The sequence below is a fragment of the Kineococcus arenarius subsp. arenarius genome, assembly GCF_050871845.1.
GTDB lineage: Bacteria > Actinomycetota > Actinomycetes > Actinomycetales > Kineococcaceae > Kineococcus.
This window is the reverse complement of sequence record NZ_JBJLSE010000017.1, coordinates 1-23,089: the sequence shown is the minus strand read 5'-3', so window position 1 is coordinate 23,089 and position 23,089 is coordinate 1. Positions and strand designations below refer to the sequence as shown.

Annotated in this window: 18 protein-coding genes and 1 pseudogene; 12 read left to right on the top strand and 7 right to left on the bottom strand. The window is 73.1% G+C overall.

Features of this window, described 5'->3' with window-relative positions; all coding sequences use genetic code 11:
• Positions 1–35 precede the first annotated feature (35 nt).
• From ACRYM0_RS06675 to ACRYM0_RS06645, 7 genes are all read left to right on the top strand, one after another.
• Entirely contained in the window at positions 36–1,154 is a 1,119-nt protein-coding gene (locus tag ACRYM0_RS06675) for a Gfo/Idh/MocA family protein (RefSeq protein ID WP_432503320.1), read from the top strand.
• 36 nt (positions 1,155–1,190) lie between these two features.
• On the top strand, positions 1,191–2,099 hold the full coding sequence (locus ACRYM0_RS06670) for a sugar phosphate isomerase/epimerase family protein (RefSeq protein ID WP_432503319.1): 909 nt from the start codon (positions 1,191–1,193) through the stop codon (positions 2,097–2,099).
• A gap of 402 nt (positions 2,100–2,501) precedes the next feature.
• Positions 2,502–3,374, top strand: a complete 873-nt coding sequence (locus tag ACRYM0_RS06665) for an ABC transporter permease (RefSeq protein ID WP_432503377.1) — start codon at positions 2,502–2,504, stop codon at positions 3,372–3,374.
• Positions 3,371–4,318 carry a carbohydrate ABC transporter permease gene (locus ACRYM0_RS06660; protein ID WP_432503317.1) on the top strand — a complete coding sequence of 316 codons (948 nt, stop codon included), beginning with the start codon at positions 3,371–3,373 and terminating at the stop codon, positions 4,316–4,318. The genes ACRYM0_RS06665 and ACRYM0_RS06660 overlap by 4 nt, the downstream gene beginning before the upstream one ends.
• A 93-nt stretch (positions 4,319–4,411) precedes the next feature.
• Entirely contained in the window at positions 4,412–6,067 is a 1,656-nt protein-coding gene (locus ACRYM0_RS06655) for a type 2 periplasmic-binding domain-containing protein (protein ID WP_432503314.1), read from the top strand.
• Positions 6,064–7,881: a hypothetical protein gene (locus ACRYM0_RS06650; RefSeq protein WP_432503311.1), complete on the top strand. Its 1,818-nt coding sequence runs from the start codon at positions 6,064–6,066 to the stop codon at positions 7,879–7,881. The genes ACRYM0_RS06655 and ACRYM0_RS06650 overlap by 4 nt, the downstream gene beginning before the upstream one ends.
• 87 nt (positions 7,882–7,968) lie before the next feature.
• Entirely contained in the window at positions 7,969–9,030 is a 1,062-nt protein-coding gene (locus ACRYM0_RS06645; RefSeq protein ID WP_432503310.1) for a LacI family DNA-binding transcriptional regulator, read from the top strand.
• Positions 9,031–9,135: 105 nt separating this feature from the next.
• On the opposite strand, the gene ACRYM0_RS06640 is transcribed toward ACRYM0_RS06645, so the two are convergent.
• On the bottom strand, positions 9,136–10,221 hold the full coding sequence (locus ACRYM0_RS06640) for an NAD(P)-dependent alcohol dehydrogenase (protein WP_432503307.1): 1,086 nt from the start codon (positions 10,219–10,221) through the stop codon (positions 9,136–9,138).
• 61 nt (positions 10,222–10,282) lie between these two features.
• On the bottom strand, positions 10,283–11,275 hold the full coding sequence (locus tag ACRYM0_RS06635) for a LacI family DNA-binding transcriptional regulator (RefSeq protein WP_432503305.1): 993 nt from the start codon (positions 11,273–11,275) through the stop codon (positions 10,283–10,285).
• Positions 11,276–11,605: 330 nt separating this feature from the next.
• Here ACRYM0_RS06635 and ACRYM0_RS06630 point away from each other — a divergent pair, with 330 nt between their 5' ends.
• Positions 11,606–13,663 (top strand): beta-galactosidase, encoded by a 2,058-nt coding sequence (locus tag ACRYM0_RS06630; protein ID WP_432503304.1) that lies wholly within the window; start codon positions 11,606–11,608, stop codon positions 13,661–13,663.
• A gap of 80 nt (positions 13,664–13,743) precedes the next feature.
• On the opposite strand, the gene ACRYM0_RS06625 is transcribed toward ACRYM0_RS06630, so the two are convergent.
• Genes ACRYM0_RS06625 through ACRYM0_RS06615 form a run of 3 tightly spaced genes read right to left on the bottom strand, consistent with a single transcriptional unit; the run spans position 13,744 to position 18,868 of the window.
• Positions 13,744–15,195: a neutral/alkaline non-lysosomal ceramidase N-terminal domain-containing protein gene (locus tag ACRYM0_RS06625; protein WP_432503302.1), complete on the bottom strand. Its 1,452-nt coding sequence runs from the start codon at positions 15,193–15,195 to the stop codon at positions 13,744–13,746.
• 42 nt (positions 15,196–15,237) lie between these two features.
• A complete protein-coding gene (locus tag ACRYM0_RS06620) occupies positions 15,238–16,827 on the bottom strand; it encodes a carboxylesterase/lipase family protein (RefSeq protein WP_432503301.1) in 1,590 nt (529 codons plus the stop codon).
• A gap of 43 nt (positions 16,828–16,870) precedes the next feature.
• Complete coding sequence (locus tag ACRYM0_RS06615; RefSeq protein WP_432503299.1) at positions 16,871–18,868, bottom strand: MBL fold metallo-hydrolase; 1,998 nt, start codon at positions 18,866–18,868, stop codon at positions 16,871–16,873.
• A 316-nt stretch (positions 18,869–19,184) separates the two neighbouring features.
• On the opposite strand from ACRYM0_RS06615, the gene ACRYM0_RS06610 reads away from it, so the two are divergent.
• Positions 19,185–19,433, top strand: a complete 249-nt coding sequence (locus ACRYM0_RS06610) for a hypothetical protein (protein ID WP_432503298.1) — start codon at positions 19,185–19,187, stop codon at positions 19,431–19,433.
• Positions 19,434–19,476: 43 nt separating this feature from the next.
• Positions 19,477–19,692, top strand: coding sequence for an alpha/beta fold hydrolase (locus ACRYM0_RS06605; RefSeq protein ID WP_432503375.1), 216 nt, complete (start codon positions 19,477–19,479; stop codon positions 19,690–19,692).
• Positions 19,693–19,737: 45 nt separating this feature from the next.
• Here the strand turns inward: ACRYM0_RS06605 and ACRYM0_RS06600 are convergent, their stop codons facing one another.
• Entirely contained in the window at positions 19,738–21,177 is a 1,440-nt protein-coding gene (locus ACRYM0_RS06600) for an RNA polymerase sigma factor (RefSeq protein ID WP_432503297.1), read from the bottom strand.
• Between the two features lie 171 nt (positions 21,178–21,348).
• Between ACRYM0_RS06600 and ACRYM0_RS06595 the strand changes: the two genes are divergently transcribed.
• Both ACRYM0_RS06595 and ACRYM0_RS06590 read left to right on the top strand, forming a co-directional pair.
• A complete protein-coding gene (locus ACRYM0_RS06595; protein WP_432503294.1) occupies positions 21,349–21,816 on the top strand; it encodes an acyl-CoA thioesterase in 468 nt (155 codons plus the stop codon).
• Between the two features lie 195 nt (positions 21,817–22,011).
• A complete protein-coding gene (locus tag ACRYM0_RS06590) occupies positions 22,012–22,269 on the top strand; it encodes a hypothetical protein (RefSeq protein ID WP_432503292.1) in 258 nt (85 codons plus the stop codon).
• A gap of 298 nt (positions 22,270–22,567) precedes the next feature.
• On the opposite strand, the pseudogene ACRYM0_RS06585 reads toward ACRYM0_RS06590, so the two are convergent.
• Positions 22,568–23,089: pseudogene (locus ACRYM0_RS06585) on the bottom strand (hypothetical protein); the annotation flags it as partial.

Genomic DNA, 23,089 nt, shown 5'->3' with positions numbered 1-23,089 from the left:
TCGCCGGCACCACCTCCTGGATCGGAGTTGAACCCGTGAACCGCAGAACCCGCTTCGCCGTCCTCGGCGCCGGCGTCATCGCCCAGCAGCACGGCACCGTCCTGCACCAGCTCGGCGAGGAGGTAGAGCTCGTGGCGGTCGTGGACCCCGTGCGCTCCCGCGCCGAGGCCCTCGCCGCCGAGCACGGCGCTCAGGCCCACGCCACGCTCGCGGAGGCGTGCGCCGCGGTCGACTTCGACGTCGCCGTCGTGTGCACCCCCACGGGCATGCACGGCGAGGCGGTGGCGCAGGCGCTCGACGCGGGCAAGCACGTGGTCGTGGAGAAGCCCGCCGAGGTCTCGACCGAGCGGATCGAGGCGCTGATCCGGGCGCGCGACCGGGCGGGCACCGTCGTCACCGTCGTCTCCCAGCACCGTTTCGACCCGTCCACCGAGATCGTCGTCGACGCGGTGGCCCGGGGCGCGTTCGGCCGCCTGACCTCGGCGATCGCCTCCGTCGACTGGTGGCGCGGGCAGAACTACTACGACTCCGGCGACTGGCGCGGGACGTGGGCGCTCGACGGCGGCGGCGCCCTCATGAACCAGGGCGTGCACACCGTCGACCTCCTGGTCGCGACCATGGGGCTCCCCGTGGAGGTGTTCGGGTACACCGGGACCCTGGCCCACGAGCGCATCGAGGTGGAGGACGTCGCGGTGGGCGCCGTGCGTTTCGCCTCCGGCGCCCTCGCCGTGCTGCACGCCTCCACCGCGGTGCACCCGGGGCTGGGCACGCGCCTGCAGGTGCACGGCGACCGCGGCTGCGCCGTCATCGAGGACGACCGCCTGGTGCACTTCCACTCCGCGCCCTCCGAGGAACAGGCGCTCGGGCTGTCCATGGGCGGCACCAGGGCCGGCACGAACCAGGTGCAGCGGTTCGCCGGGCCCGACGGGACGCTGCCGGGCCCCGTCACGAGCGTCGCGGGACGGATGTCCGACGCCCACCTGCTGCAGTACCGCAATTTCCTGGCGGCCCTGCGCGGCGAGGAGGAGCTGCGGGTCGGCCTGGAGGACAACCACCGCGCGGTCGGGATCATCACGGGCCTGTACGAGGCCGCTCGCAGCGGGCGGCCCGTCGTCCTCAGCGAGCCGGTGACCACCGTCTCGAGCAACCGCTGACCCGCCCCTCCCCGGGCACCCGCAGAGAGGACCGCGATGACGACGCACCAGCACGACGGCACGCGCAGGATCGCCGCCAACCCCATCCCCTACTGGGCGCAGGGCGGCAAGACCCGGGAGGTCTTCGAGACGGCCTTCCGCGACCTGAGGGAGATCGGTTTCAGGGCCGTCAAGGCCGACGTCCCCGAGGGCACGGGGGCCGGCGAGTACGCCGCGTGGCTCGACGGGTTCGGCCTCAGCCCGTCCCTGAGCCTGTTCAGCAGCCCGCTGGACGAGACGGTGGACATGTCCGAGGTGCTGGAGCAGGCCCGGCGCTTCGCGGCCGTGCAGGCCGAGCTCGGCCTGGACCGCACGATGCTGTCCTCGATGTCGCTGCCGGCCCGCCTGCAGGCGCCGGCCGTGGGAGCGGGGTTCGACGCCGGGCGCCTGGCACGCGCGATCGAGAACGCCGGCCGCGTGTGCGAGGTGCTGATCGCCGAGGGGATCCGTCCCCTGCACCACTCGCACGTCGGTGGCGTGTTCGAGACGGAGGCGGAGGTCACGGCGCTGCTGGACACCCTGGGGCCGGACCTCATCGGCTTCGGCCCGGACACCGGTCACCTGCGCTGGGCGGGGGCCGACCCGGTCGCCCTCATCGAGCGCTACCGCGACCGCATCGGGGGCATCCACATCAAGGACGTCTACCCCGACCACCTGGACGCCGCCCGCGCGGGCGGCGGGGACTACCGCAGCGTCTCCGGCAGCGGGCGGCTGTGGGCCGAACCCGGCAGGGGTGTGCTCGACCTCGAGGCCGTCCTGGAAGCGCTCCCGGAGGACTACGACGGCGACTACATGATCGAGGTGGACCACCCCAGCGTCGCGACGGTCTACGAGTCGCACCGGCTGTCGTTCGAGTGGGCCACGGCGACGCTGGACCGGCTGCCACCCGGCACGCCGAGGACCTAGAGCGGCGGGGTTCACGGTTCGGACCCGTCGCCCGCCGGCGCTGGGCACTGCGTGCCGACGACCGCCCTTGAACGTTCTGATCGATCGATCACAGGCCTTCCAGGGGTCCGCCCAGCGTGTTAATTTCGCTCGCAGATCGACCGGTAAACGTTTGCTGAAGACCTCGCGAGACACCCAGCGCCGGGTGTCGCCGCTTCCCACCGGACCTGGTCCGCACCGGTCCGTCCCAGTCTTCTCCTCAACAGCTGACGCGGTAGGAGCTCAAAGGTGAGAGTCAAATCGGCTGGCACCCAGCCACGAGGGGCGGCGGCGACCGCCGTCGAGGTCGAGGACACCGCGGCACGACGCGGCACACCGACCCCCAGGCGCCCACGCCGGCCCCTGTCGCGCGACCGACTCCTCCTGGTGGCGTTGGGGCTGCCCGGCGGCATCGCCCTCGTGCTGTTCCAGTACCTGCCGCTGCTGGGCAACGTCATCGCCTTCAAGGACTACCAGCCGTACCTGAGCATCTCCGAGTCGGAGTGGGTGGGCTGGGCGAACTTCTCGTTCCTCTGGGACGGCAACGCGGAGTTCCGCAACGCCCTGTGGAACACCGTCGTCCTCACGGTCATCCAGACGGTGCTCGTCTTCCCCGTGCCGCTGGTGCTGGCGCTGGTGCTCAACAGCCTGATGGGGGAACGGCTGAAGCGGACGCTGCAGTCGATCATCTACCTGCCGCACTTCCTGTCCTGGGTCATCGTGGTCGCGTTGTTCCAGCAGATGCTGGGCAACGCGGGCATGCTGAACACCTTCCTGGTCCAGAACGACCTCCCGATCATCCAGATCATCGGAGAACCGGAGTTGTTCAAGGCCCTCCTGACCAGCCAGGTGATCTGGAAGGACGCCGGCTGGGGCACGATCATCTTCCTGGCCGCGATCTCCCGGGTCGACCAGGAGCAGTACGAGGCGGCGGCCGTGGACGGGGCGAACTCCTGGCGGCGGCTCTGGCACATCACCCTGCCGGCGTTGAAGGGCCTCATCATCCTGCTGCTCATCCTGCGCCTGGGCAGCAGCCTCTCGGTGGGTTTCGAGCAGATCATCCTCCAGCAGGGCCCGGTCGGCCTGGAGGCCAGCGAGGTGCTCGACACCTGGGTCTACAACAACGGCATCCTCGGGGGCGAGTGGGGCACCTCTGCCGCGGCCGGCCTGGTCAAGGGCATCGTCGGGCTCCTCCTGGTGATCGGTGCCAACAAGCTGGCTCACGCCTTCGGCGAGAGAGGGGTGTACGAGAAGTGAGCACCACCCAGAACCCGACGATCGGGGACGACACCGTCCAGTCCTTCCGCAAGGACGGCCGACGGCCGCCGTGGATGGAGAAGCCGAGCCCGATCATCCAGGCTGTCAAGTTCGTCTTCCTGGCCATCACGGTGGCGCTGGTCCTCATCCCCTTCTGGTCGGTCATCGCCACGTCGCTGGCCGACCAGCAGACCATCAACGAGTCCGGCGGCGGGATGGTGATGTGGCCGGGCGGCGGGGTCAGCTTCGACGCCTACACGACGGTCCTCTCCGGTGGCGTGGTCACCCGCGCGGTCCTCATCTCCGTGGGCGTCACCGTCGTGGGGACGCTGCTGTCGCTGGCGGCCACCGCCGGCCTGGCGTACTGGCTCTCGCGCCCCGGGGCCCTGGGGGCCAAGCCGATGCTGATGCTCGTGCTGGGCGCCATCCTCTTCGCTCCCGGCCTGATCCCCAGCTACCTGGTGGTCAAGGAGTTCCACCTGCTCGACTCGCTGTGGTCGCTGATCCTGCCGGTCCTGGTCAACGCCTTCAACGTCATCGTCATGCGCGCCTTCTTCCAGGAGCTGCCGAAGGAACTGTTCGAGTCCGCCGCCATCGACGGCGTCGGCGCGGCCACCACCCTGTTCCGGATCGTGCTGCCCCTGTCGAAGGCGGTGCTGGCCGTCATCGGGCTCTTCTACGCCGTGGCCTACTGGAACGCCTTCTTCAACGCCCTGCTCTACATCCAGTCCAGCGAGAAGTGGCCGATGGCCCTGGTCCTGCGCACCTACGTCGTCAACCAGACGACCATCGGCGGCGAGCAGGCCGCCGGCGAGGTGCTGCCGCCGCAACTGCCGCTGCAGATGGCCATCCTCGTGATCGCCATCGTGCCGATCCTGCTGGTCTACCCCTTCATCCAACGCCACTTCGCCAAGGGCGTCATGATCGGCGCCGTCAAGGGCTGACTGGTCCCACCACCGATCGGACCCACCGGTCGCCGTTCCACCACCCACCGGCTCACGACGGGCCGAGGGCACCCATCGGATCGAGGAGGATCCATGTCGAAGAGTGCATTCAGCCGACGCGGCCTGATCGCCGGTGCCGGGGGGTCGGCCGCCCTGCTCGCGGCGGGCGGGCTCACCAGTTGCTCCAGCGGTGACGGAGGTGGCTCCGGGGGTTCCTCCGGGGGCGGCTCGGCCACCCTCCCGACCCACACCCCCTACACCGGGGTGACGCCGGACCTGCCCGGCACCGAAGAGGGTGTCGACGCGGCGTACTTCAACTTCCCGGCCGACAACCCCGTCTCGGTGCCGGAGAAACCCGGCAACGGTGAGACGCTGACCGGGATGGCGAACATCTACTACGCCGTCCCCCCGGGCCCGGGGAACAACAGCTACTGGGCCGGCCTGAACGAGCGCCTGGGCGTGGACCTTCAGCTGCAGATGGTCAGTGCCGCCGACTACACGCAGACCTTCCCCACCACGATCGCCGGCAACGACCTGCCCGACATGGTGCAGGTGCCGAACGCGCCGGTGCCCAACCTGCCCCAGCTGCTGAAGGCGCGGTTCACCGACCTCAGCGAGCACCTGTCGGGCGACGCGATCAACGACTACCCCAACCTCGCCAACATCCCCACCCGCAGCTGGTTGCCGACCGCCCACAACGGCGGCATCTACGGCGTCCCCATCCCGCGCGGGGCGATCGGTGTCTACCACTTCATCCGGGCCGACCTGTTCGGTGCGGCCGGTGTCTCGACCGAGCCCCAGAACTACGAGGAGTTCGTCGACGCCACGAAGGCGCTCACCGACCCCGGGCAGCGGCGCTGGGCCTTCAGCCTGGTCAACCAGCCCCGCCAGCTGCTGGGCCGGATGAACGAGGAACCGAACGTCTGGGCCGAGGAGGGCGGGCAGCTGACCCACATGTACGAGACGGAGCAGTACGCCCAGACCGTCACCGACCTCATCGCGATGTGGAAGTCGGGGGTCATGCACCCCGACTCGTTCAACCCGGCGCAGCCGTTCAAGCAGCTCTTCAACGCGGGCACCGTCGCCGTCAACGCCGCGGACGGGTACCCGGGCTACATCCAGTACATCCTCGACAACGCCGACAACCCGAACTTCCGGCTGGGCCTGATGCCGGTGAACAAGCGGGACGGCAGCGGGCTGGCGGAGTGGGCCCTCGGGCCCGGGTACTACTCCATCAACGTGCTGGCGAAGCAGGAGGACCCCGAGAAGATCAAACTGGCGCTGCGGGTGCTCAACTGGCTGGCCGCCCCGTTCGGCACCGAGGAGTACCTCTACCGCCTGTACGGCGAGGAGGGCGTCGACCACACCCTGGACGCCGACGGCAACCCGGTGCTGACCCCGACCGGCACCACGAACACCGTGCTCCCCATCCGCTACCTCGCCGACAGCCCGTACAACCTCTACGTCCCGGGCCGCCCGCAGGACGCGGAGCAGCAGCACGACTACCAGTCGCTGGAGGTTCCCGTGGGGATCCCCAACCCGGTGGTGGGCTTCTACTCGGAGACCGCGGCCAGCGCCAACGCCGCGGCGGACATCAACTTCAACGACGGCGTCAACGCCATCATCCAGGAGCGGCGTCCCTTCTCCGACCTGGAGGGCCTCATCGCGACGTGGCGCGACGCCGCCGGCGACGCCATGCGCAACGAGTACCAGGACGCGATGCAGGCCGCCGGGGGCACGAGCGCGTGAGCGAGCTGCCCCGCCCGCTGGACCTGCTGGAGGCGGCGGTGACCGCGTGGTCACCGCACCTCCAGCAGGACGGCAACCTGCACGACCCCGTCTTCGACACCCCGACCCAGTACGGCACCGCCTACCACGCGTGGTGCTGCGCGGTGCTGGCCGCGCAGCCGGGCACCGGTGAGGACCCGCGCCACCGGGAGCAGGCGGCCACCTGCCTGGCCGCCACCCTCGCCCACACCGCCGACCCCACCGCCGAGGCGCACGCGTCCACCTTCGACCGCCGGACGGCGAGCGTCACCGGCCGGCTGAACCACCGCGACTTCACGTGGCCCCCGCTGCTGAAGACGTACCTGGGCCTGAGGGACCTCGGGGTGGCGCTGGAGGCGAAGCTCGGCGAACGGATCGCGGACGTGGACGTGATGGCGTCCTTCCGCGCCCGGCCGCCGTCCAACTGGGCGGCCGTGTGGATGAGCGGGGAGTGGCTGCGCATGCGCACCGGCCTCTCCCCCACCCGTCCCGAGGAGTTCGACGAGTGGCTCGACGTGTTCTTCGCCGGCGGGGGGACCGGGTTCGACATGGACCTGGGCATGTACACCGAGCACGGCCTGCCGAACGCCTACGACCTCTTCACCCGGGCCCACCTGGTGGACCTGTTGGCCGGCGGCTGGGCCGGGCGCAACCGCGAGCGCGTCGAGGAGTTCCTGGCGGCGGGGCTGCGGCGCAGCCTGGCGATGCAGCTGTCGGACGGCTCCACGGCCTCCGGCTACCGCAGCGCCGGGCAGACGTGGGTGCTGGGAGCGCAGGTGGCGCTGTTCACCGCGCACCGCGTCCTGGGCCTGGGGACGCGGGCGGACCTGGACGCCGCCCGGCTGGCGGCGTGGCGCGCCTACACCTCCCTGGTGCAGTGGCAGCGCCCCGGCGGGGTCTTCTCCCCGGTGCAGAACCTGCTGCCGCCGCAGTCCCGGGTCGGCTACGAGACGTACACCGCCGACGGGCACTACTCCCCCCTGGCGCTGGCCTTCCTGGCGAGCGCGATCACGGCGGGGTTCGGTGAGGACGAGGCCCCGTCGTCGGCGCAGCTGGACGCACGCCCCGCCACCTCGCTCGCCGAAGGTCCCCCCACGCACCGCGGCGCCGCCCACCGCGGCCGCGTCTCGGTGGCCGTGCAGGCCGCCGCGGACGACACCTACGACGCCAGCGGCCCGGTCGACCTGACCTTCGGGTCGGGACGCCGGCTGCAGTTCGTCAGCGCCGCCCGCCACCTCGGCGGCGGTCCCTGGCTGGTCCCCGGCCTGGCCGTCCGCGCACAGCCGGGTCCCACCCCCGTCGAGGCGCTGTGCGCGTCGCCGCGCCGGCTGACGGCACCGCTGGGCACCCTGCCCGGTGCCGGCCTGAGCTTCGAGGCGCTGCTGCTCGAGCCGGGCACCGGCGACGACGGCGGGGACCGTCCCGGCGGTGGAGCGGCCGGACGTCGTCACCGGTGGTCGGTGCGCCTCGAGGAGGACCGGGTCGAGGTGAGCGAGACCCTGGAGGGCTGGCCGGGCTGGCGCACGTTGCTGGTCCCCTACGTGCGCGATCTCGGCGCCCTGCCGGAGACGACGGTGGAGGTCACCGGGGACGGCGTGCTGTTCAGCCGGGGTGACGAGCACGTCCGGGTGCGCGTGCAGGGCGCTGTGGAACGCCTCACCGTCCTGCCGCACGGCTACGAGAACCGGCGCGGGTCGTGCGGGTTGGTGCGGATCGACCTGGCCGGACCCGGCGACGAGCTGCGCTGGTCGATGGCCGGGTCGTCGAGCGGTGGGGGCGGGCCCACCGCCGGCTGAGCACCGCCGGACCTGCCGGAGGTCGTGGAGGCGTTGGACTACGGTGCAGGACGGCGGTCAGGACACGACCCGGCAGGAGGGGCACCGGTGGCCATACTCGGCCCAGCGCGGCGGCGGGAGCAGATCCTCGCCCTGGTCGGCGCCCGGGGCAGCGCCAGGGTCGCGGACCTGTCCGCGGCGCTCGGAGCCGCCGCCGTGACGATCCGCCGCGACGTCGAAGCCCTCGCGCAGGAGGGCCGGGTCACGCGCCGCTACGGCCTCGTCCTCGCAGCTCCCGAGGCGCCACGTCCTCCACCGCTGGGAACCGTCGTCGCCGTCGTGTCCTTCGTGAGCGGCTACATGCAGCAGATCCTGCTGGCAGCCCAGCAGGCGGTGGCCGAGGCGGGGGGCCGCTACGTCCTGGACGTCGCCCCCGACGCGCACGCCGTGCGCCGCTCGTTCGAGCGGGCGGCCGCGACCGAGGGGGTCGAGGGCGTCCTCTTCGCCCCGCGCTGGCAGTCGGTGGCCCAGGTGACCGGCGACCTGGACCACGTGCTCGCGCCGGGGCTGCCGCTCGTCCTGCTGGAGCGGTTCGCGCCGCGGGGTTCGCTCCTGGCCGCACGCGACGCGGTCCGCAGCGACCACACCAGCGGGGTCCACCAGGCCCTGTCGCACCTGCGGGCCCACGGTCACCGCAGGGTCCTGCTGCTCAGCCGCGACGACTCCCCCACCGCGCGCACGGTGCGGGCCTGCTTCGCGGAGGCGCAACGGTCCTTGAACATGCCCGTGCTCTCCCAACCGCTGCTGAGCTCGGACGGCGCGGACCAGGAGCACTGCGCGCAGGCCCCGGACCCGGTTGCAGCGATCGCTCGCTTCGGCGCGACAGCGGTGCTCGTGCACTCCGACGTCGACGCGCTGACGATGCTGCCCCGCTTCGAGGCGGCCGGCCTGTCGGTACCGGACGACCTGAGCATCGTCTCCTGGGACGACGTCGTCGCCGGCATGGGGAGCGTTCCGCTGACCACGATCGCTCCGCCGAAACGGGAGGTGGGGACCGCCGCCGTGGAACTGCTGCGCTGGCGGTGCGCGAACCCCGCCGCACCGGCGCGACGGCTGGAGATCGCGACCCGGCTCGTCGAGCGGCGTTCGGTGCGTTCGACCGGTCGGTGATGGTCGGCCCGCGCTCCGCCTGCACGTCGGCGCGCGGGCCCCGCGACGGCCGGCGCGCACCCGCGCCGGCCGCCGGGTGGCCCGCGGCCCTGCCGGCTGCGCGGCTCAGGACACCGGCGCCGGAGCGGTGGGCAGCGTCGAGGTGTCGATGACGAACCGGTAGCGCACGTCGGAGGCCACGACGCGCTCCCACGCCTCGTTGACCTGCTCGGCGCGGATCACCTCGACCTGCGCGGCGATGCCGTGCTCGGCGCAGAAGTCCAGCATCTCCTGGGTCTCGGCGATGCCGCCGATGTTGGAGCCGGCCAGGCTGCGGCGCGCGGGGATCAGCGAGAAGGCGCGCACCGACATGGGGTTCTCCGGCGCCCCCACCTCGACCAGGGTGCCGTTGCGGCGCAGCAGGCCCATGTGCGCGTCCAGGTCCAGGTTCGCCGAGACGGTGTTGATGATCAGGTCGAAGGAGCCGGCGAGCTGCCGGAACGTGTCGGGGTCGCTGGTGGCGTGGTAGGCGCTCGCGCCCAGCCGCAGGCCGTCCTCCTGCTTCTTCAGCGACTGCGACAGGACGGTGACCTCGCAGCCCTTCGCCGCGGCGATCTGCACGGCCATGTGGCCCAGTCCGCCCAGCCCGATGACGGCGACCTTCGTGCCGGGACCGGCGCCCCAGTGGTTCAGCGGCGAGTACGTGGTGATGCCCGCGCACAGCAGCGGTGCGGCCACGTCCAGCTCCAGGCCGTCGGGGATGCGCAGCACGAAGTGCTCGTCGACGACGATCTGCTGGGAGTACCCGCCGGCGGTGGGCCGCCCGTCGGCGGGGTCGGTGCCGCCGTATGTCCCGACCATGCCGGCGATCGTGCCGTTGCCGGTGCAGTACTGCTCCTCGCCGTCGCGGCAGGCCTCGCACTCGCGGCAGGAGCCGACCATGCAGCCGACGCCGACGCGGTCGCCGACGGCGTGCTTCGTCACCTCGGTGCCGATCTCGGCGACGACGCCGGCGATCTCGTGGCCGACGACGATGGGCCAGTCGACCGGGCCCCACTCGCCGCGGGCGGTGTGGATGTCGGAGTGGCAGATGCCGGCGTAGCGGATCTCGATGCGCACGTCGCGCGGGCCGACGTCGCGCCGCTCGATCGTGGTGGGCGCCAGGGGCCCGGTGGCGGACGGGGCGGCGTAGGCGCTGACGGTGGTGGTCACGGTCCCTCTTCCTGCCTGTGGGGTGGAGGGACGAGTCCAGCACGCCGGCGACGCGCGCGCCTCACGGGGGCGGCGCGGTGCTGGCGCGGTCCACGACGGGTGAGGACAGCAGCCGCACCTCCGGCGCCCGCGGTCCGTCCACGCGCTCCAGCAGCATCTCGACGGCGGCCCGGCCGATCTCGTCGGTGGGCACGTCCAGGCCGGTGAGCGGTCGCGTCACCGCGCCCGGCGCGCCGATGCGGACCAGCGACAGGTCGCCCGGCACCTGCCGGCCCTCCTCCGCCAGGACCGCCAGCAGGTGGGGCAGGGCCGCCTCGTTGTGCACGAGCAGCGCGGTGGGGTCCGGCAGCTGCCGGTGCAGCGCGGCCAGGCAGGAGCGGACACCCGCCGTCGACGCGGCGCAGGGTGCGCTCGCGGCCGCCGCCCCCACCTCGCCGGCCGCGGCGAGGAAGCCCTCGCGCAGCCGGTCGGCGTACCCGGCGCGACGGCGCACCGACGACGGCGTGGCCCCCACCAGGCCGATGCGCCGGTGCCCGAGCGCGGCCAGGTGGGCCACGGCGTCGCGGGCCGCCCTGGCGAAGTCGAAGTCCACGCAGGACAGCCCGCGGGGTTCTCGCGGCACGCCGACGAGCACGGTCGGCCGCCCCAGGCCGGCCAGCACCTGCACGCGGGGGTCGTCGCTGGCGACGTCCAGCACGACGAGGCCGTCGACGAGCGAGGCCGACGTGACCCGTTCCAGACCGGCGGCTTCCTCCTGCGTGAGCAGGAGCACGTCGTGCTCGCGGGTGCGGGCCGTGGTGACGACGGCGCGCACGAACTGCATGACGACGCCGAGGTCGGCGCCCTGGTGCAGCGGCACCACGAGAGCGACGACCCCCGTGCGGCGCGAGGCCAGCGCCCGGGCGCCGGCGTGCGGGCGGTAGCCGAGCTCGCCGATGGCCTTCTCGACGCGGGCCCGGGTGGCGGCGGAGATGGCGCGCTTGCCGCTGAGCACGTACGAGACGGTGCTGGCGGAGACACCGGCGACGCCGGCGACGTCGGCGATGGTGGCCACGCGGGTCCCTCCCCGTTCACGCCGGTTCCACGGCAGTCGTGCCGGCGGAGGGGCGGTTCGTCGAAGCGCTTCGCCAAGCAACCTACGTGAAGACCTCCTCCGAGGACAAGGACGGCCCCGACGACACGACTGCGAAGCGGGCGAAAGGCGCGTTCGTGCTTGACACGGGTGAGGTGACGCAGAAAACTCTCAACCAGACAAATCGAAGCGCTTCGCCATCCGGCGATCCCGTGCGCGTCCGTCGACGAGGACGCGACCCCTCCGCCAGGACGGCCAGGTCCTCGTGCCCGGGCCCGGCGGTCCTCGCCCCACCCCGTCCTGGAGAAAGCCTTGCCCTCCCCCGCGCGCCGCCTCAGCACCGACCGCCTCCTGTTCGGCGGCGACTACAACCCGGAGCAGTGGCCGCCCGAGGTGTGGGCCGAGGACGTCGCGCTGATGCGGCGGGCCGGGGCGAACGCCGCCACGATCGGCGTGTTCTCGTGGGCCGAGCTGGAGCCCGAGGAGGGCGTGTACGAGTTCGGCTGGCTGGACCGCGTGTTCCAGACCCTGCACGACGGCGGCATCGGCGTGGTGCTGGCCACGCCGACGGCCTCGCCGCCGCCGTGGTTCACCCGCGCTCACCCCGACGCGATGCCCGTCGGCCCGGACGGGGTGCGCCTGAGCCACGGCAGCCGCGACACGTACGCGGTGAGCGCACCCGCGTACCGCAGCGCCGCCCGTGCGATCGCGCAGCGACTGGCCGAGCGGTACGGCGGGCACCCCGCACTGCTGGCGTGGCACGTGCACAACGAGTACGGGACCCTGGACTGGGGCGAGCACGCCGCGGCGGCGTTCCGCCGGTGGCTGCGACGGCGCTACGGCACGCTGACCGAGCTCAACCGCGCCTGGTACACCGCCTTCTGGTCGCAGCGGTACTCCTCCTGGGAGGACGTCCTGCCACCCCGGGCGACGCAGTACATCGCGAATCCCACCCACGCCCTGGACTTCAAGCGGTTCAGCTCCGACGAGATGCTCGACGCGATGCGCGAGCAGCGCGACGCGATCCGCGCGGCGGGCTCGACCGCCCCGGTGACGACGAACTTCATGCTGCCCACCTGGAACCACCTGGAGCAGTGGAGCTGGTCAGCGGAGCTGGACCTCGTGTCCGTGGACCACTACCTCGACACGGTCGGCCCTGACGGCGAGACGCACGCCGCCTACGGCGCGGACCTGACGCGCTCCTTCGCCGGGGGCGGCCCGTGGCTCCTCATGGAGCAGAGCTCCACCAGTTCCACCGTCCCGGGCCGGCGGGCGCACAAGGCACCGGACCGCGTCCTGCGCAACTCCCTGTCGTACGTGGCGCGCGGTTCGCAGGGTGCGCTGTTCTTCCAGTGGCGCGCACCGGCCGCCGGCGCGGAGGCCTGGCACGGCGGCATCGTCCCGCACGCCGGCGCGGGCTCCCGCTCGTTCCGGGGCTTCGAGGGGCTCGGCCGCGCCCTGGCCTCGATCGCCGAGGTGGCCGAGCCGCCGGCCGACGGGCCGCTGGTGGAGGCGGACGTCGCCGTGGTCTGGCACGCCGAGGGGTGGTGGGCCACCGACACCAGCCAGCTGCCCAGCGACCTGCTCGACTACTCCACGGCCGTGCGCGCGGCCCACCGCGCCCTGTGGCAGGCCGGGTACGCGGTGGACTTCGTCGCCCCCGACGCCGACCTGTCGCGCTACCGCCTGGTCCTGGTGCCCAGCCTGTTCCCCGTCACCGACGAGGCGGTGCGCCGCCTGGGCGAGCACGTCACCGGCGGCGGGCACCTGGCCGTGTGGCCGTTCACCGGGTACGCCGGCGCGGACCTGCACGTCGTCCCCGGCGGGTACCCCGGGCGGTTGCGCCACCTGCTGGGCCTGCGCGTGGAGGAGCTGCACCCCCTGGCGGGCGACGAGCAGGTGCGGCTGCACCGGGACGGCGAGGCGCCCCTGCGGGGACGGGTGTGGAGCGAGCTCGTCGTGCCCGAGGGCGCGCAGGTGCTCGCCGCGTACGACGGTGGCGAGCTGGCCGGCGAGCCGGCCCTGACCCGCCACCGGGTCGGCGGGGGCGTGGCGCACTACGTCTCCACGTTCCTGGAGGAGGACTCGCTGCGGCGCTGGCTGACCTCCGTGTGCGAGCAGGCGGGTGCGCGGCCGGTGCTGCAGGGGTCCGTGCCCCAGCGCGTCGAGGTGGTCCGGCGGCGCGGTGCCGCGGCCGACTACCTGTTCGTGCTGAACCACTCGCAGGGCCCGGTGCTCGTGACCGGCCCAGGCACGGACCTGCTGACGTCCGCCGGCGCCGAGCGGGGCCTGCGCGTGGAGGCCCTGGGGTGCGCGGTGCTGCGGACCCGTGCGCGCGAGGGCTGGGCGGTCGATCCGCTGGGCTCCTGAGCGGTGCCCGAGACGCAGCTGCAGCCGGGACGGTGGCCCGGCTGCAGCTGCGGGGTGGTGGCGCGCGACCACCGGTCGCGTCAGCGCAGCGCCTGCTCGCCCACCAGGTCCGCCAGGCCCTCGACGACGGCGTCCTCCGCGCACCCGGGCTTCAGCCGCGACCCCAGGACCTGGAACGTCTGGTGGCTGAACGACTCGTCGTCGGGGACGTACCCGGAGGCCGCCCTGCCGTTGGCGAGGGTGACGAACATCGTCTTCGTCAGGGGCGAATCCTCCTTCACCCGCAGGCCGATGCGGGTGTAGATCTCCGCGTTGGCCGTCGTGAGCGCGACGTCGCCGATGCCGAGCACGCCCAGGCGCAGGTCGACGTCCGGACCGTCCTCGTACTCGCCCGCGACGCCCTCGCGGGCGTCGTCGAGCCGGGTGCGCCCCGGGCAGGTCGCGGTGTCCTGACCGGACCAGATGGTCGGTGCCACGGTGAGGGGCTCGGTGTGCGACATGACCCGGATGACCTCCTCGCCCAGGACGATCCCCGCGGCCTGCACGTAGTCGAACAACTGCCGCAGCACCGCCGGGTCCGCGGGCCCGGCGGGGACCTCCCCGTTCCGCACGGGGGCCTCGACGTCCTCGCGGACCTCCTCGTAGCCGGTGACGGGGGCACCGGACCGCGAGGCGATCACGTTCGTGCCCGTCCGCAGCCACTTGGGGTTCACGTCCCCCGACGCGCCCTGCGTGAACACCGCCACGACGTCGTCGCCGAACGCCTGCTCGACGTGACGGCTGGTGGCGGCCGGGAAGTCGCCGCTGACCGCTCCGCTGAGGTAGCCGTTGACGGGGTGCATGGCGTAGTTCGCGTACGTGGCGATCGGTGACCCGTCGGGCCGGGTGAAGGTCAGGACGGCGACCTCCTTGTCGGCGGGGGCGTCGAGGTTCGCGGCCTGCGTCCACCGCCCGGTCTCGGGGTCGAGGGCGTCGCGGTTGACATTGAGGTCGGCGCTGCCGCTGGCGTACCCGACCTGCGCCGGTTCGAGCTCCGCCCGCGCGGCCCGCACGGCCTCCAGGGCCTTGTCGGCGAGGATCTCCGTCCCGTACCGCGGTGCCTGCGGATCGCTCGGGCCGGCCGGGTAGGCGCTGTGGGAGTGGGTGCTGGAGATGACGATGTTCTCCACCGGCGTCTGCAGCTCGGCGGCGATGCGCTGGACGGCGTCGGCCCACACCGCCTCGTCGATGCCGCTGAGGTCGGCGCCGATCAGGGCGGCACGCACCCCCTGGTTCTCGAACACGATGGCGCGGACGTTGAGGCGCTCGTGCTCGTACTCCCCCAGCGCCGGGTACTCGGGGTTCGCCGCCGGGGTGATGTCCACCCTGGCGGCCCCGGCCCGCAGATCGCTCTGCGCAGCGGCCGCACCGGTGGCCGCACGGGCGGCCGCGGTCTGCTGCGCGGGGACGGCGGCGGCCACCAGGGGCGAGAACCCCACGGCCGCGGTCAGGACTGCGGCCGCCGTCGCGCGGCGGGCGGTGTTCCTCTTCATCGGGGGTCCTCCGGTTCTGGCTGCGGGTGGTGGTGACGCCGGTCAGGTCCAGAGCGAGCAGGAGTGCTCGCGCTCGAAGGCAGCTCCGGGGATGACCTCGGTCCGGCCGCCGGGCAGGAGCCCGAGGCGGAGCTCCTCGGGTTCGGTGGAGACGGGCCACGCGGGCAGGCCCTCGCCGTTCGGGTTCCCCGACCGCGCGAAGTTCGACCAGTAGCCGATCATCACGTCGGACAGCCGCAGCTGCTCGGCGGTCAGCGGTTCGCTGGTCTCCGACTGCCACAGGTACGGGACCTCGGAGGTGTGGCCGCTGCCGATGGGGAAGGAGGAGGGCACGGTCATGTAGGGGCGGCCCGGGGCCGTCTCGTCGCGGAACTCGAAGGTGTACGTGGGGACCTGCCGGGCGAGGGACCGGGTCACCGGGAGCGCCCCGCAGACGCGGGCGTCGGTCTGCAGCGCGGCCAGTGCCAGCCCGGGGGTCTCGTACCCGGTCACCGGGTAGGCGGCGAGCAGCTCCTCGGCGTCGTCGCCGTAGGTCTCCCGCACGGTGCGCTCGTAGGCGGTGGCCGTCAGCGGCAGCCGCACCAGGTCGTTGGCCTCGTAGACGAAGGCGCGGGACTCGTTGCGGGTGTTGCCGATCACGACGGGCACCTGGTTGAAGGCGCCGGTCGCGAAGGCCTCGGCCGGGGCCAGCGGCAGGTCGGACCCGCCGGCGACCGCGCCGAACCTCAGGCCGGTGGACAGCTGGACGTCGAGCAGGTCCGCGGCGCTGCGCGAGCGCAGGCACGCCACCGCCGTGGCGGGGTCGGGGCAGCCGGCGGCCTGCGCGAACTCCTCGCTGCGCGCCGCGCCCTCCTCCCGGCTCACCGCGTCACCGCAGTTGCCGGCGCTCTCGATGGCGGCGGCGGAGAACAGCCCGGCCGCGCTGGGAGAGGCCAGCAGCCAGCACACTCCCCCGGCCCCGGCGGACTGGCCGGCGACGGTGACCCGGGAGGGGTCGCCGCCGAAGGAGGCGATGTTGCGCTGGATCCAGCGCAGCGCCGCCACCTTGTCGGTGTTGGCGTAGTTCCCGCTCGAGGCTCCGTCGGGGGTCTCGGCGTCCAGGCCCGGCAGCGACAGCCCGCCGAGGACGCCCAGGCGGTAGTTCACCGTCACGACGACGTTGCCGCCCTCGAGGGCCATCCGGTCCGGCTGCACGTCGGTGGCGGCACCGTTGATGCCGCCGCCGCCGTGGAAGAACACCTGCACGGGTGCCGCGGACCCGGCCCCGCTGGGGACCCGCACGTTGAGGAAGAGGCAGTCCTCGGTGGTGCTCGCCGGTGTCCCGGGGCGCCAGAAGACGGCCGACTGCACGCACTCCGCACCGGGCTCGGTGGCGTCGCGCACGCCCGCCCACGGCGTGACGGGTTCGGCGGGGCGCCACCGCTGCGCGGGAGCGGCGTAGGGGATGCCCTGGTACGTCCCCAGGCCGTCGGTCACCGTCCCGCGCAGGCTGCCGTCGGGGGTGTGGACGACCTCCTGCACGTCCGGGGGCTGGGCGGTGGCGGTGGCGCCGACCGCGGGGGCGGCGGCGGTCAGGGCCAGGGCGGCGGTGAGGGTGGCCGCCCACCAGGGGCGGCGGGTGCGGTGCTTCACGGTGACCTCCGGTCAGCGTCGAGGAGGGGGGTGGCGCCGCTGCTCACAGCGGCAGCAGGACGAGGGCGAGGGTGTCGTCGTCCCCGGCGCGCAGGGCGGCGTAGCCGATGCGCGGGGAGGCGACGTGGGCGGCCGCGCCGCGCGCGATCCCGTCGGCCACCGCGGCCTGCACGTTGTCGACGTACTCGGGGCTGGTGTGCCACTGGTGGTTGTGCGCGGTGTAGACGGTGTCGTAGCGGCCGTCGGTCTTGCGCCGCCAGGCGGCCAGGGCCGCCGCGAACTCCTCCAGCGGGACGTGGAGGGTGAGCCCGCCGGCGGGCCCCTGCTCCCCCAGGGCGTCGCCGGCGAACAGCACGCGCGACACCGGGTCGAGCACCGTGAGGCTGCAGGCGGAGTGACCGGGCAGGGAGTACACCTCGAGGTCGACCGGCCGGCCGGCGTCGTCGGTCCCCAGCGGGACGAGGTCGCCGTCGTGCAGGAGGTTCACCGCGGCGAGCCCGGCGGTGTCCACGACCGCGGCGGCGGGCAGGTGGACGGTGTGCTCGGTGAACTGCGGCAGGCCCCCGACCTGGCTGGTGTCGTCGCTGGTGAGCAGGACCTCCAGAGGGTGCCCCGGCACGAGCCCGCGCACGTATTCGGCCAAGCCGCGGGTCCCCCGGCCGGTGCCCAGGAGCAGCGCCCGCTCGGACCCGCTCACGAGGAACAACGACTGGTTCGCCGAGTCCCGGACCATGTGCAGGCGCGTGCGGATGTTGTCCAGGAAGGCGTAGGAGGCGTCGGCGTCCGGTGAGGACCGGTAGCCGCCGGGGATCGCCACGAGGTGGTAGGCGTCGGAGTCGTCGCCGACGTCACCGGCGCGGGGACCGCCGGGGTAGAGGTTGGCCAGGGAGAAGGTCATCCGCGCCGAGCGCACCCCGATCCAGACGACCTCGCGGCCGATGGTCCGGTACGGCTCGGCCGCCACGGAACCGTCCAGCGCCGCGGAGGCCGCGTCGAACATGTCGGTGACGTACTGGGCGTCCAGCGGCCGGCCGTCCACGGGCGGCAACCCCCGGGCGAACTGCTTGACCTGGTAGAAGTGCGCCGGCAGCAGGGCGACGCCGTCCAGCGGCGCGAGGACCTCGCGCAGGCGGCCCAGCATGTCGCGGTAGAGCGTCGTCGTCGCCGAGTCGAAGTGGGCCCAGACGTAGGCGGAACCCACGGCGTCACCGGTGGCCAGCATGCGGTTCTCGACGTCCAGGTAACCGGTCGATCCGGGGGTGTGCCCGTACATCGCCACCGCGCGGATCGTCCTGCCGCCGAGGTCGAACTCGCCGACGGCCTCACCGCCCCCGACCGTCGAGGCACCACCGCCTTCGCGGACGGGCACGTAGTTCGGCGGCGCCTCCTCCGGCCAGTCCAGTTCCGGGTAGTACACCGTGCGATCGCCCATCTGCGCGTTCTTGCCGGTGTGGTCGCCGTGCCGGTGGGTGTTCGCGACGTCGAAGTCGACCGGGTCCGGACGCGGGGAGCCGTCGTCCTCGTGGCCGAGCAGGTGCGCCACGACGATCTTCAGGTCGCTCTCGCCGAGGACGTCGGGGGTGTTCTGCGCCGTGTCGATCAGCAGGGCCCTCCGGGACCCCTCGAACAGCCACATCGTCGAGCCCTGGGACCGGCGGGCGTTGACCTCGGCCATGTTCTCGATGCGCCAGGTGCGGTGTCCCAGGGCGCTCGTGAAGACCCGGTAGGCGGTGTAGCTGCCCCAGGGGTTGGGTTCGGCGAAACCGGTCCCCGGCGGGGAGTCGTCCGGGTCGTCGCGCGTCGCGACGAAGCCGGGGACCAGTTCGTACCAGCTCAGCTCCGCGGTCCGGGCCGGCGCGTCCCGGGTGACGGCTCGCGCCGACCGGGGGGCGAGCGGGACCGCGGCGGCCAGCACGGCGGCGGCGGCGAGCAGGCTGCGGCGCGAGGTCGGCGCACCGGCCGCCGCGCACCCGGCGTGGCAGCAGTCGTCGTCGGTGGCCGCGGGTCGCGCCGGCGAGCCGGGAGGGAGGGAGGTGGGCATGGGGGGTGGGCTCTCTTCATCGAGAGGGAGCGCCGCCGTTCGCTGGCGACGTCGCCGGACCGGTTGGGGCAGGGAGGTTGCCTGAACCCTGCTCGCCGCAACCTTGGTCCTCGCTGTGAGCGGTGTCAACCCTCCGCAGCGGGGAGAGCGGGGGGCACCGACGGGTTTCGGGCGGGTGAACTCCTGGCGGACGGTCCCCCGCGGGCTTCCCCCACGGGCCGCGCGGGCGCACCCTGGGAGGAGCTGTCCAGCAGGGTGCAGCCGCCGGTGCGGTCCGTGCCGCCCGGCTGAGGTTCCTGTCCGAGGGAGGCCCGGCGTGATCGAACCGCGCATCGTGCAGCGCCTGCGGGACGCTGCCGAGGACCACCGCGTGCACCCGGAGGAGCCGGTGCACCTGACGGTGCAGCTGGCCGACGGCCGCAGCGTGAGCGGCACCCCCCTGGCCGTGGAGGACGGCACGGTGTGGCTGCGGACGCTCCAGGACGAGGACGGCGCCGCCGTGGAGCTGGACTCCGTGCTGGACCTGCGCGTCGACGGGCACGGCCCGGCGGTGGTGGAGGGCTGAGCAGGACCTCTCGCCCCGGTCGCCGCGGAAGGGGTCGGGGCACCTGCGGCTGGTCCTGCTCGACCCGCGAGGTGCGGGCCGGTCGGCGGTTCCCGCGGACACCACCTCCTACCGCTGCGACCACCTCGTCGACGAGGTGGAGGCACTGCGCGTGCACACCGACCTGGAGCGGGTGGACGTGCTCGCGCACTCCGCCGGCTCCGGGGTGGGCGCCGTCACCGGCGCGCCCTCGTCGGCAGCGAACCGCCGCTGCCCGTGAAGGTCCGGTCCGCTCCGCCGGGTGGACCACCCCTCAGGTGCCGGGTCAGTCGAGGTAGTCGCGCAGCACCTGCGAACGCGACGGGTGGCGCAGCTTGGACATCGTCTTGGACTCGATCTGCCGGATCCGCTCACGCGTGACGCCGTACACCTTGCCGATCTCGTCCAGCGTCTTCGGCTGACCGTCGGTCAGGCCGAAGCGCATCGAGACCACGCCCGCCTCGCGCTCGGAGAGGGTGTCCAGCACCGAGTGCAGCTGCTCCTGCAACAGGGTGAAGCTGACCGCGTCGAGAGCGACGACGGCCTGCGAGTCCTCGATGAGGTCACCGAGCTCGGAGCTGCCGTCCTCGCCCAGGGGGGTGTGCAGCGAGATGGGCTCGCGGCCGTACTTCTGGACCTCGACGACCTTCTCCGGGGTCATGTCGAGCTCCTTGGCGAGCTCCTCCGGAGTGGGCTCGCGGCCCAGGTCGCTCAGGAACTGGCGCTGCACCCGGGCGAGGCGGTTCATCACCTCCACCACGTGGACCGGGATGCGGATGGTGCGGGCCTGGTCCGCCATCGCGCGGGTGATGGCCTGGCGGATCCACCACGTCGCGTAGGTCGAGAACTTGAAACCCTTGGTGTAGTCGAACTTCTCCACCGCGCGGATCAGACCGACGTTGCCCTCCTGGATCAGGTCCAGGAAGAGCATGCCGCGGCCGGTGTAGCGCTTGGCCAGGGAGACGACCAGGCGCAGGTTCGCCTCGAGCAGGTGGTTCTTGGCGCGGCGGCCGTCCTCCGCGATCCACCACAGCTCCCGCTCGGAAGCCGGGTGCTTCGCGGTTCCCGAGTGCAGGTGGTGCTCGGCGAACAGGCCGGCCTCGATGCGCTGGGCGAGCTCGACCTCCTGCTCGGCGTTGAGGAGGGCGACCTTGCCGATGAGCCTGAGGTAGTCCTTGATCGGGTCCCCGCTGGCGCCGGCAGTGGTCAGCTGCACAGCGGGTGCACCTTCACCGTCGTCGTCCTCGGCGTCGGTGACGATGACCACTGCACTGCCCTGCTCGAGGCCGTTGTCGACCGCAACGACGTCGGAGCCCTGCCGGCCGGTGCTGTCGGCCTCGCTGGTGCTCGTCCCAGCCGGTGCGCCGTCGCCCACCGCACCGCCCAGAGCCTCACCACGCGGCTCGTCCAGCACCTGAGTCGTCAGGATCGACCCCGTGCTCGTCGGCGTCACGCGCGCCGCGACTGCTCTGGCGGGAGTCGCCCTGGTGCGGGCGGCGCGGTCGACGACGGGCGCGCTCTCAGGAACCGTCACGATGACGCCGGCGTCGCGGAAGGCCCGCAACACCGCCCTCACGTGCTCGAGCGGCAGCCGAGCGTCCTCGCACGCGCTTCGCACGTCGTGGGCGTCGACGAAACCGTCGGCACTCCCCTGCCGCAGCAGCTGCTGGAGCGGATCCCGGTCGAGTTCCGCCGGGAGGGAGGGGGAAGTCGAGGGAGAGGGCACGCACTGCCTTTCGTCGAAGGGCTCACGTGCACCCCCGGGCTGTTTGAGGTTGAAACGTGGACGGTCGATCAGGTATTCCCCACCGCGCCACACGACGCCCCTGGCCCGGGGCTCCACCCGCACGCCGGGCACCTCACCGCCGACCGGGGAGGAACCGGGCAGACTGCACCCGTGAGCACCGTCGAAGACCTGCGGCCCCCGCACGCCGTGTCGGTCCCCATCCCGCTGCGCTGGTCGGACATGGACGCCTTCGGGCACGTGAACAACACCGCCTTCCTGCGCTTCTTCGAGGACGCCCGCTTCACCGCCTTCCCCGCCGCGGGCGTGGGTGCCGACGGGCAGCTGTCCACCCGGGCACTGCTCGCGGTGCGCCACGAGGTGGAGTACCGCTCTCCGCTGCTCTACGGTCGCCACCGGCTCACGATCCACATCTGGGCGACGCGGTTGGGCACCAGCAGCGTCGACGTGGCCTGTCAAGCGGTCGCGCAGGAAGGCGATCAGGCATGCGTGTCAGCAGTCGCCCGCAGCCGGATGGTCATGGTGGACACCACCTCCGGGCGCCCCCGACCCATGAGCGAGGACGAGCGCGCACAGTTCAACGCCCACCTGGGAACACAGGTGCAGTTCCGCGGCTGGTGACACCCGCGGCCCGCGGCGGCCCCGCAGGCGCAGCACGCGACCCCCTCGGCACGGGATCGCGGCCTCAGCACCGGCCAGCTCCGGCGGTCGCCCGGCCTCGAAGCGCCCGACCGGCCGGGACGGCCGGGGCCGGCAGCTGAGGAGCCGGGTGGTGCTGCGGTCGACGCCCGCCGCAGAGCACGACAAGCTGACGCCATGAGCCAGCACACCGAACTGCGCATGCGCGTAGGCCGCGAGACCGGGCACACCCTGCACCTGCGCCGTGGGGACGAGCCTTCCGACCTGGACGACTTCCTCGGCTCGGTGGCGACTCCGGAGCTGGCGATGAAGATCGCCGAGGCGTGGAACGCCTACTGGCCGGAGCCGGACCCCGATGAGGTGGGGACGGGCCGGGTCGAGGAGGTCAAGGCGGAAGCGGTCCAGCGCGCGCGGCGGGGTGACCTCGCCGGTTGAGGTGCGAGGCCCGGCTTCGACGGAGACCTCCCACCGACACGTCGGAGGTGAGGACGGTCGCGACGGCCACGCCGAGGGAGCGCCACGACGAGCTGCGTGAGCGGGCGGCCCGCACGGCGCTCGAGGCCTCTTGTGCCGGGCCGGTCGACGCCGGCGACCGGCCCGGCACCACCACCACCACCACCGGTGACGCGGCTCCCCCGCAGACGGGAGGTCCCCCCGGCCGAGGACCTGCGGGTGTCGTGAAGCCCGACGACGGTCGGGCTCGCCCACCCGGCCGCGGATCCGCGGATCCGGTTCAGGGGATCTTCACGCCCGCCGCCCGCATCCGCTTCTTGGCCCGCTGCGTGGATTCCTTGAAGGCCCGCTGCACCTTGACCCCGCGGCGCCGGAAACCGAGCAGGTCCATCGCGACCTCGAGCACCTGGGCGTCCTGGGCCTTCACACCGAGTCGGCCGTAGGCCAGGGCCACGGCGGCATCGACCGCCTCCACCGGCGTCTGGTCGACGTTGGGGTGGGTCCCGCCGAGGCCGGCGGTGAAAGCGCTCACCGATCCCTCGGCATCGGCCACGCTGCCCAGGCCCGGGGGCAATTCAGCAGCGGCGGGGCTTTCCGGTTCCGGTTCGGGAAGATCTTCGATTTGCGGCGCCGCCGTACCCTCCGCCGCACCGGCCTCTTCTCGAGCGGCGCGCTCGGCCTCTTCTCGAGCGGCGCGCTCGGCCTCTTCTCGAGCGGCGCGCTCGGCCTCTTCTCGAGCGGCGCGCTCGGCCTCTTCTCGAGCGGCGCGCTCGGCCTCTTCTCGAGCGGCGCGCTCGGCCTC

What these genes read in the sequence shown, in the direction of transcription:
- ACRYM0_RS06590 (WP_432503292.1), top strand. Translation starts at nt 22,012, where the DNA reads ATGAGCCAGCACACCGAACTGCGCATGCGCGTAGGCCGCGAGACCGGG.
- ACRYM0_RS06655 (WP_432503314.1), top strand. Translation starts at nt 4,412, where the DNA reads ATGTCGAAGAGTGCATTCAGCCGACGCGGCCTGATCGCCGGTGCCGGG.
- ACRYM0_RS06615 (WP_432503299.1), bottom strand. Translation starts at nt 18,868, where the DNA reads ATGCCCACCTCCCTCCCTCCCGGCTCGCCGGCGCGACCCGCGGCCACC.
- ACRYM0_RS06670 (WP_432503319.1), top strand. Translation starts at nt 1,191, where the DNA reads ATGACGACGCACCAGCACGACGGCACGCGCAGGATCGCCGCCAACCCC.
- ACRYM0_RS06625 (WP_432503302.1), bottom strand. Translation starts at nt 15,195, where the DNA reads ATGAAGAGGAACACCGCCCGCCGCGCGACGGCGGCCGCAGTCCTGACC.